Source organism: Phenylobacterium sp., assembly GCF_020402505.1.
Lineage (GTDB): Bacteria > Pseudomonadota > Alphaproteobacteria > Caulobacterales > Caulobacteraceae > Phenylobacterium.
Window position 1 is genome coordinate 1 of sequence record NZ_JADBZL010000009.1, and the last position, 8,539, is coordinate 8,539.

At 62.6% G+C, this 8,539-nt stretch carries 6 protein-coding genes, 1 tRNA gene and 1 pseudogene; 4 read left to right on the forward strand and 4 right to left on the reverse strand.

Annotated elements, in window-relative coordinates:
- Positions 1–45: 45 nt before the first annotated feature.
- Positions 46–420 (reverse strand): VOC family protein, encoded by a 375-nt coding sequence (locus IM632_RS00510; RefSeq protein ID WP_296497297.1) that lies wholly within the window; start codon positions 418–420, stop codon positions 46–48.
- A 540-nt stretch (positions 421–960) separates the two neighbouring features.
- On the opposite strand from IM632_RS00510, the gene IM632_RS00515 reads away from it, so the two are divergent.
- A complete protein-coding gene (locus IM632_RS00515; protein ID WP_296497294.1) occupies positions 961–4,356 on the forward strand; it encodes a P-loop NTPase fold protein in 3,396 nt (1,131 codons plus the stop codon).
- Positions 4,357–4,487: 131 nt separating this feature from the next.
- Here the strand turns inward: IM632_RS00515 and IM632_RS00520 are convergent.
- Positions 4,488–4,563: transfer RNA gene (locus tag IM632_RS00520), tRNA-Ile, on the reverse strand.
- A 132-nt stretch (positions 4,564–4,695) separates the two neighbouring features.
- Here IM632_RS00520 and IM632_RS00525 point away from each other — a divergent pair.
- Both IM632_RS00525 and IM632_RS00530 read left to right on the forward strand, forming a co-directional pair.
- Positions 4,696–5,424: an SIMPL domain-containing protein gene (locus IM632_RS00525; RefSeq protein WP_296481079.1), complete on the forward strand. Its 729-nt coding sequence runs from the start codon at positions 4,696–4,698 to the stop codon at positions 5,422–5,424.
- Between the two features lies 1 nt (position 5,425).
- The gene (locus IM632_RS00530) at positions 5,426–6,232 is read left to right on the forward strand and encodes an enoyl-CoA hydratase/isomerase family protein (RefSeq protein WP_296481077.1); all 807 of its coding nucleotides are present in this window, start codon (positions 5,426–5,428) and stop codon (positions 6,230–6,232) included.
- A gap of 182 nt (positions 6,233–6,414) precedes the next feature.
- Here the strand turns inward: IM632_RS00530 and IM632_RS00535 are convergent, their stop codons facing one another.
- On the reverse strand, positions 6,415–6,894 hold the full coding sequence (locus tag IM632_RS00535) for a hypothetical protein (protein WP_296481074.1): 480 nt from the start codon (positions 6,892–6,894) through the stop codon (positions 6,415–6,417).
- Between the two features lie 138 nt (positions 6,895–7,032).
- On the opposite strand from IM632_RS00535, the gene IM632_RS00540 reads away from it, so the two are divergent.
- Positions 7,033–8,268, forward strand: coding sequence for a serine hydrolase domain-containing protein (locus IM632_RS00540; RefSeq protein ID WP_296551911.1), 1,236 nt, complete (start codon positions 7,033–7,035; stop codon positions 8,266–8,268).
- A 6-nt stretch (positions 8,269–8,274) separates the two neighbouring features.
- Here the strand turns inward: IM632_RS00540 and IM632_RS00545 are convergent.
- Positions 8,275–8,539 (reverse strand): annotated as a pseudogene (locus tag IM632_RS00545) (TraB/GumN family protein); the annotation flags it as partial.

The following is an 8,539-nucleotide window of genomic DNA, read 5'->3' on the forward strand; positions in this document are numbered from 1 at the left end:
CGAAGGACGCCGCCCGATTTTGTCCGGGGCCGTTTCAGGCCTGGATCACATGCGGTGCAGGGCGCACAGCTTGTTGCCGTCCGGATCGCGGAGGTAGGCGAGGTAGAGCTTGCCCTGGCCGCCCTCGCGCACGCCGGGCGGGTCCTCGCAGGTGGTCCCGCCCGAGGCGACGCCCGCCGCGTGCCAGGCGTCGGCCTGGGCCGGAGAGGAGCAGGCGAAGCCGATGGTGCCGCCGTTCGCGGCGGTGGCCGGCTCGCCGTTGATCGGCAGGCTCACCGAGAAGATGCCCGTGGGCGTGATGTAGAAGATCCGGTGCCCGTCCACCCGCGCCGGCGGCACGCCCAGCGTGCCGAGCACGGCGTCATAGAAGGTCTTGGCCTTCTCCAGGTCATTGGTGCCGATCATGATGTGCGAGAACATCGGTCTCTCCCCTTGCAGCGCCCGCCCGGTGCGGGAGGGTCAGGAGCCCATCCAACTGGGTTTGGGGGGTGGTGGCAATGGGGGGCGTTGGAACTCTACCGCTTATAGTGGCGCGTAGGATTTCTTGCTGGAAGGACCTACGGGCGCAGCGGCGACCTTCCGGTCCAGCCACTTCACCAGAGCGGGTTATGTCGAAAGCCAGCTCTATCCCGCCAAGGTGATCTAATGGAAGGCAATGCATCCAAGAGCATGGCCGATAACCATGCGAGATCCGCCGCCTCTCAGTGGGTAGCCAAGTCGGTATCTGCGGCGTAGAGTACGAGCAGTTCAAAAACCTGATCCAGCGAGATTCAAACGGTCAAATCCTCCCTGCCCCCGGATCGCTTCATGCGCTCGTCAATTCGTTGACGCGAGTCTTGTTTACTGTGGAAGGATTTCAAGGGGACGTGTCAGCTTTCTGTCCTCCTGGGGCGAATACCGTTTGAGGTTTGTATTCATAAGCCTTCTGTTCAATTTTTTCGCACTCCTAATGAGGGGCCCTTGACCGACGCGAACGATAATAACGGCGTCATGCCGACTCTAAACTTCATCGCCGATAACGTGGCCGAGGAAGACGCCTTCAAATCGCACGGTCGTATCGCAAATGCCGTGGCCGGAGTCATACGGCAAAAGAAAGATCTCAAGGTGATTGGCCTGCTCGGTTCGTGGGGCAGCGGCAAATCGACCGTCGTGGCATTTATTCAGAAAAATCTCAAATCCGATCATGAAAAAGAAAATTATTACTGTTTCACCTACGATGCCTGGCTGCATCAGAGCGATCCGCCGAGACGGGCATTTCTTGAAACTCTAATCCGTTTTCTCATTCGCGAGGGACTGACAACAGAATGCCGTTGGAAAGATCAGATACAAGAACTCCACGGGCATGTTTTGGAAACCGAAACTACCTCCACTCCCACTCTTTCGATAGTAGGACGTTGGCTGATTTTATCCGCCCTGGCTGTTCCAATCGGTATGACATTTATAGGTAAAGACTGGTTCGAAGCGACTTCAAAAGCGAATGGCACTTTTTTCGAACAGAATGCCTTTCTTTTCGGCTGGGTGCTCGTACTTGCACCGTTGTTGCTGGCAACCCTTTTCTATATGGCATGGCGCCCTTCATGGAAATTCTGGACACGACCGTTTTGGACGTCCCTCTGGACACGACAGTTTTGGACGTCCCATCGTACTCCGTATGAGCGAGAGTCCATCCTATCGGTCTTCACAAACCGCGAGGTGGTCCATCAAAAAAACAGAACCATTACTACGCCTGACCCCACGACAATTGAATTTCAAACGATTTTTCGGAAAATCATGAGCTCGGTGTTTGCCGAAGGACGCCGGTTCATCTTCGTCGTCGACAACCTCGACCGGCTACCTGAGGCACAAGCCGTCGAGCTTTGGGCAACGATCCGCAGCTTCTTCCTAGGTGCGGATCAACGATTGAACCTTCCGACCGTCATTCTTCCAATCGACGAAAAGGCGGTGGAGCGAATGTACGCAGTGAACCATCCCGATGACGCAACGGCGCGCGGGCTTGCGCAATCGTTCATGGACAAGACATTCGACCTGAAGTTCCACGTCTCGCGACCGGTGCTGTCCGATTGGAATAAGTATCTAGAGGCGCAAATGGATGCGCTATTCGGTCAAATCTTGGAACCAAATTGGTCGCACCAACTTCAGGTAATTCTGGACAGGTGGCTTCTCTCCGATGGACGTGAAACCGAGTTGACACCACGCTTCATCAATACGCTTCTCAATTCGATCGGGACACTTTGGCTTCAATGGCACGGGTCCACAATCAGATTCGTTTCCATCGCCCACTATGCCGTCCATAGAGACGCCATTAGCTCGGACATCTTGGCCGAAATCTCGAAGGAAAACCTCTGGCTGACAAAAGAAGATCCAGATTGGCAGCGTTCACTTGCCGCCTTGCACTATGGCGTCGAACCAGATCGGGCAGAGCAAGTCCTACTGGAACGCCCCCTCATGGAGGCCATCCAAAGCGGAAGCGAAGCGGACTTCGCAAAGGGCGCGGCGGTTCCTGGATTCACTACCGTCTTCCAACGCATTCTCGATCGGGTGGGTAATGGCGACCCCGTCTTCTCCGCCACAAATGCTATCCGCCTATACAACGCCCTTGAGTTGCCGGCGGACGCGGCTTCGAAGGATGCTTGGCAACGCATGCGAACGCTCTACTCCAATCATTTCAATTCGCAGGAGTTCACTCGCCCCGACGTCGAGGCGCTGGAGATTCTGATAGCCCGATGCCCTATCGACGAGCTGGATCATTTTCTCGAGACAGCAGCTAAGCGAATGTCTGCCATCCAAGATAAGGCGTTTTTGAAAGCCGGAGGTGTCGCTAGTTTCGTCGAGGCGTGTCGGATAATCATGTCAACGGCGATCGATCAGGGCAAGACCGAACTGACATTAACCATGCAGGGCGATCCTAGATTTTACCTCCAGGCACTAACCCTCGCATCCGAAGATCAAGCATTGCTTGCGCGCCTCCGGTCGAGTGCAAATCCCGAGATAATAGTGGAGTCGCTGGCCACAATGGTTGATGATTCTTCAATCGATCCAACGGCAGATACGTGTGTTCATCTACTGAAACTTACTGGCCTCGAATTACCTTGGAACAAATTGATCGAATCGGCAAGTGCGAAGCTAACATCTGGCGTCGAAACTGGAACTGCAATATCAGCAAATTGCCTTGGATACCTATTTGATTCTTCGGATTTATCTCACAATAGCGTTCTGGAACTGGCCAACAATGCGAATCTTCAAAATCGCCTGCATGAGGCATTCAACTTCAACAATGACCCTGCAATGGCATCACTCGCGGCATTGCTCCTCGTTTCCCAGAAACCCGAATTGTTAACGACGCCAGATGGCTCGACTTGGGATACTGCTCTAGAGCGCCGTGAAGGCGTTGCAGAACAAATCGGGCGGAGAATGGCAGATTTCGGTGCCAAAGGTACTCTTGACGCCTACATTAACGTCGCCACAGACCACCCTAAATTGACTCCCCTCATTAAAGCCATTGCCTCCTCACGTTTCCGCGACGGTAAGCTGGAACTGCCGACGCCAGCTGATGCAGCTAGAAATTTCGGCGATTACACAAGCTATCTCTCTGATGATCTCAGGGGGCAGTTCGCCTCTGAGGTTGGTAACTCACCAGATTTCTGGACTGAACTGGCAAACCTCGATCTCGATGGCAACGAGCAGACTTATTTGGCGCTTCTCGACCAAGCCTGCACTCACCGCGTTCAAGCGGCAAAGGCCACCAGAGAGAAGCTCAAACTCGTAGGCGCCGATCGGTGGGGCGCTGCCATTAGCTCAGGCGGGGAGCCCTACGGTTTGGCGCTCGCCCTCGCGAAAGCAGACTCAACCGCAGACCTCGATGGCAATCTGTTCGATGCACTAGGTCAATCAATTCCGGCTCTCTGCTCAATCGGCGAAACCGCCCATATAGAACGATGGTTCAAACTGAATGCAGCCCTAAAAGCAGACCTCAGCAAAATCCTTCTCTTGAGAGTCAGAGATCAACTCACTGCCAATGCCACCGGAACAGATCTGGTCCCCCTGCTTTCCGCACAAGGGAACGTACTCCTTCGTGAGGGCGAATTCGGAGATAGGGCCGATGATGCAGCAAGAAGTATAATCCTTCCACTGCTGGGTTCGACCGGCTTGAGTTTTCTGTACGATCATTCCGCAGCTTTCATTCCGGTTCTTGCGGGCTGTAAGCCGGGAAGCCGCGATGCGATCGGCACCCAACTGGGTGCGAAATGGAAAGCGGCGGAGACCCAGGAAGAAAAAGATCGCTTCGACCTGCTTCGTAGGACTTGGGAGCTTCCCGAGTTCGCTGCGCAAGCCAATGACGGCGCTGATGGAGGATAACGGATTGGGGGCTTGGCGGAGCAATCCGTGAGCTTGCCGACAACCCTAGAACAGTTTTGGCTAGGAGTCCCCGACGGTCAGGCGCGGAACGGGCCGCATCGTTGGCCGAGTTGCCCAAGATGCACTAGCTTTGGTGGGCCCGGCAGGACTCGAACCTGCAACCAGACCGTTATGAGCGGTCGGCTCTAACCATTGAGCTACAGGCCCCCGCGTCCGGTTAGCACGGCGGCCGGCGTGTCGGAAGGCTCCAGGACGTTCAGCGCCGGTTCAGGCTGGGCGCGGAGGGTTGGCGCGGGGACGGGGGCGTCCTAGGCTCGAGCATCACCAAGGAGCGCCCGCATGAAGACCGCATCCGCCGCCGTCCTGGCCCTGGCCCTGGCCCTGGCCCTGCCTTTCGGGGCGTCGCGCCCCGCCCGGGCCGAAGAGGCCCCGCCCCCCGCCACCCTGACGGTGTCCGCCGAAGGCGTGAGCCGCAGGGCGCCGGACATGGCCTCTCTCTCCCTCGGCGTGATCACCGAGGCGCCCACCGCCGGGGAGGCCCTGCGGCTCAACGCCGAACGGATGACCCGGGTGATGGTCGCCCTGAAGAGGGCCGGGCTGGCTGACCGCGACCTCCAGACCAGCGGCCTGTCGATCTCGCCCCAGTACGACTATCCCAATGGCCAGCCGCCGGCGCTGAGGGGCTACCAGGCCGCCAACCAGGTGACGGCCACGGTGCGCGACCTGGCCCGCCTCGGCCCGGTGCTGGACGCTACCGTAAACGCCGGGGTCAACTCCGCCGGCCAGGTCAGCTTCGGCCTGGCCGATCCGCTGGCCGCGGAGAACGCCGCCCGCGAGGCGGCGGTGAAGGCCCTGAAGGCCAAGGCCGACCTCTATGCCCGGGCCACCGGCCACACCGGCGTACGCCTGACCGCCTTGTCGGAGGGCGGCTTTGTCCCCCAGCCCCGGCCGGTGATGAAGGCCTACGCCATGGCCGCCCCCATGGCCGAGGCCGCGCCCACCCCCGTCGCCCCCGGCGAGCTGAACCTCAGCATCACGGTCAGCGGCGTCTTCGAACTGGTGAAATAGCATGGACGACCCCGTCACCCGCGACTGGCGCTTCCTGAAGGTGGAGCCGGAGGGCCCCACCGTGGTGGTGCGGCTGCACCGGCCCGAGGCCCGCAACGCCCTGAACACCGGCCTGATGGTGGAGCTGACCGAGTTCGCCCGGGCCATCCGGCGGCGGACCGACATCTCCACGGTGATCCTGACGGGGTCGGACCGCTATTTCAGCGCCGGGGCGGACCTGGCCGCTCAGGGAGACCGGCGCAAGCCCACCCTGCTGGAGACCCGGGAGGCGGTGATGGCCGGCCCGGACATGTGCGAGGCCTGGGAGCAGGTGGAGGCGGTGACCATCGCCGCCATCGAGGGTTATTGCATCGGCGGCGGCTGCGCCCTGGTCGTGGCCTGCGACTTCCGCATCCTGGGCGAGGGCGCCTATCTGCGCCTGCCGGAGGTGCCCCTGGGCATCAACATGAGCTGGCGGTCCATCCCGCGCATCCACGCCCTGGTGGGTCCGGCCCGGGCCAAGCAGTTCGTCATGTTCGGCGAGGCGGTGCACGCCGCCGAGGGCCTGGCCTGGGGCTTCTGCGAGGACGTGGCCCCCACGGGCGGCGCTCTCGAGGCGGCGCGGGCCTGGGCCGCCAAGGTCGCGGCCCTGCCGCCCCTGCCCGTGCGCATGACCAAGGAGGCGGTGGACGCCCTGGACAAGGCCAACCACCACGCCGCCACCTTCATGGACCGCGACCAGTACCTGCTGACGCGCCTGAGCGACGACTTCCGCGAGGGAGTGGCGGCCTTCTTCGAGAAGCGCCCGGGGAAGTTCAGCGGCGACTGAGCAGGGTCAAACTCCGTCTCAGCTGACCCCCTCCGTCGCGCTGCGCGCGCCACCTCCCCCTGATGGGGAGGAATTACAAAAGCTTAGTTGCTCCCCCAAGGGGGAGCTCCGACCGAAGGTCGGTGAGGGGGTCAACGGCGGCTCAGGCGAAAGCCCTTGAGCCGGTCTGGTGGGTTCAGAACCTAGCGGGCCGGCGAGAGCCCGCCGCGCTCCAGGGCGCCGCGCAGCTTGTCGCCCAGGACGATGCCGGGCGGGGTTTTCGCCCCCTCCATCACCGCGGTGAAGACCAGTTCCGGCCGGCCGGGCACGGGCCCCGCCGCCCAGGCGACCGTACGGCTGCGGTCGGCGTTGGAGGGACAGGAGGCCCAGATCTCGGCGCCCTCGCGGCCAGCCGTCTTCATGAGCTGCTCGACGGTGCGCACCTCCGTCCCGCTGCAGGCGGGCCAGGCCGTACCGCACGAACGGCTCGAGCCATAGCGCCAGACGATCCGCCCCGTTCCCGCCTCGGCGATCAGCACACAGGTGTTGGGATCGCCCACGGCGTCGCCCACCGCCGCCTTCAGCGCATCGGGATCCACGCCGGACGGAAGGGGCGGCGAACAGGCCGCGACCAGGGCGAGGGTCGCGGCGAGGGGGAGCCAGAGAAGGGTCTTGGACGGCATGGCGCTACTCCGCAAGGGCGCTCCAGTCTATCCCGGTTCCCGCGGGCATGCGACGCCCGCTTGACGCTCCCGCCGCCGGACGGGACAACACGCACCGCAATCGCAGAACGGGGCGCAACGCCCGGCGGGAGGACCACCATGGACATGAACCTCATCAACCGGATTCCGGGCGCCCTCCAGGGGGTCGTCGACGCCGGGGACCTTTCGGGCTTCGTCACCCTGATCTGGCGCAAGGGCGAGATCGTCCAGCTCAACACCCTGGGCCGGCGGGACATCGCCGGCGACAAGCCGATGACCCGCGACACGATGTTCCGCATCGCCTCCATGACCAAGCCCCTCACCTCCGTCCTGGCCCTGATGCTGATGGAGGAGGGCCAGCTGAAGCTGGACGACCCGATCACGAAGTGGGCGCCGGAATTCTCCGGCATGAAGGTGCTGAAGTCGGCCTCGGGTCCGCTGGACGAGGTGGTCGACGCGCCCCGCGACATCACGGTGGAGGATCTCCTGACCCACCGCTCGGGCCTGGCCTACGGCTTCACCTCGGTCGGCCCCATCGCCCGCGCCCACCAGGAGGTGCTCGGTCCGCTGTTCGGCAACCCCCACGGACCGGACCAGTGGATGGAGCGGCTCGCCAGCCTGCCCCTCTCCTACGCCCCGGGCGAGCGCTTCCATTACAGCCATGCCACGGACGTGCTGGGCTTCCTCGTCGGCCGGGTCGCCGGCGCGACCTACCAGGACTTCCTGAAGGCGAAGATCCTCGAGCCCCTCGGCATGACGGACACCGACTTCTGGTGCCCGCCGGAGAAGCGCGACCGGATGGCCAAGCTCTACAAGGCCGAGGATGACGCGCCGCTCAAGGACGTCTCCTTCGTCCACGAGGACCATCCGCCGGCCTTCTGCGCGGGCGGCGGTGGGCTGATCTCCACGGTCGACGACTACCTGACCTTCGCCCGGCTGATGCTGAACCGGGGCGAGTTGAACGGCGTGCGGCTGATCCGCGAGGACACCTTCGACCTGATGACCTCGAACCGGCTGACCCCCGAACAGAGGGCCATCCCCTTCATGGGCATCCCCTTCTGGCTGGGCCAGGGCTTCGGCCTGGGCGTCTCGGTGATCACCGACCCGGAGAAGCAGGCCTGGATGGGCGCAGGCTCCACCGGCGCCTTCGGCTGGCCGGGCGCCTTCGGCACCTGGTGGCAGGCCGACCCGGAAGAGGACATGATCCTCATCTACCTGATCCAGAACTCCATGGAGCTGGGTCCGGAGTCCGCCAGCCAGGTCGCCACCGGCCAGCGCATGGGCGGCCGGGCGGCCCTGCCGATCTTCCAGAAACAGGCCTACGCCGCCCTCGGCAAGGGGCCGCCCCTGGTCTGAGGCCGGTCAGCTCCCGCCGGGGCCCGTGACCGTCAGGCCGCGGTCCTCGAGCCGGCGGATCACCCCCTCCTCGGCCAACAGCATGGAGAGGTCGACGAGGGCGACGCTGTGGCCGGGGGTCTTCAGGCCCTCGGCGATCAGCCGGGTGTGTTCAGTGACGATGGCCCGCCAGATCCGGGGCCCGCCGTTCAGCAGGAGCAGGCAGCCTTCGAAGTCGCGCGGGGCGCTGATGGCGGCGGCCACATCGCCCCTCGCCCAGCCCTCGGCCGTC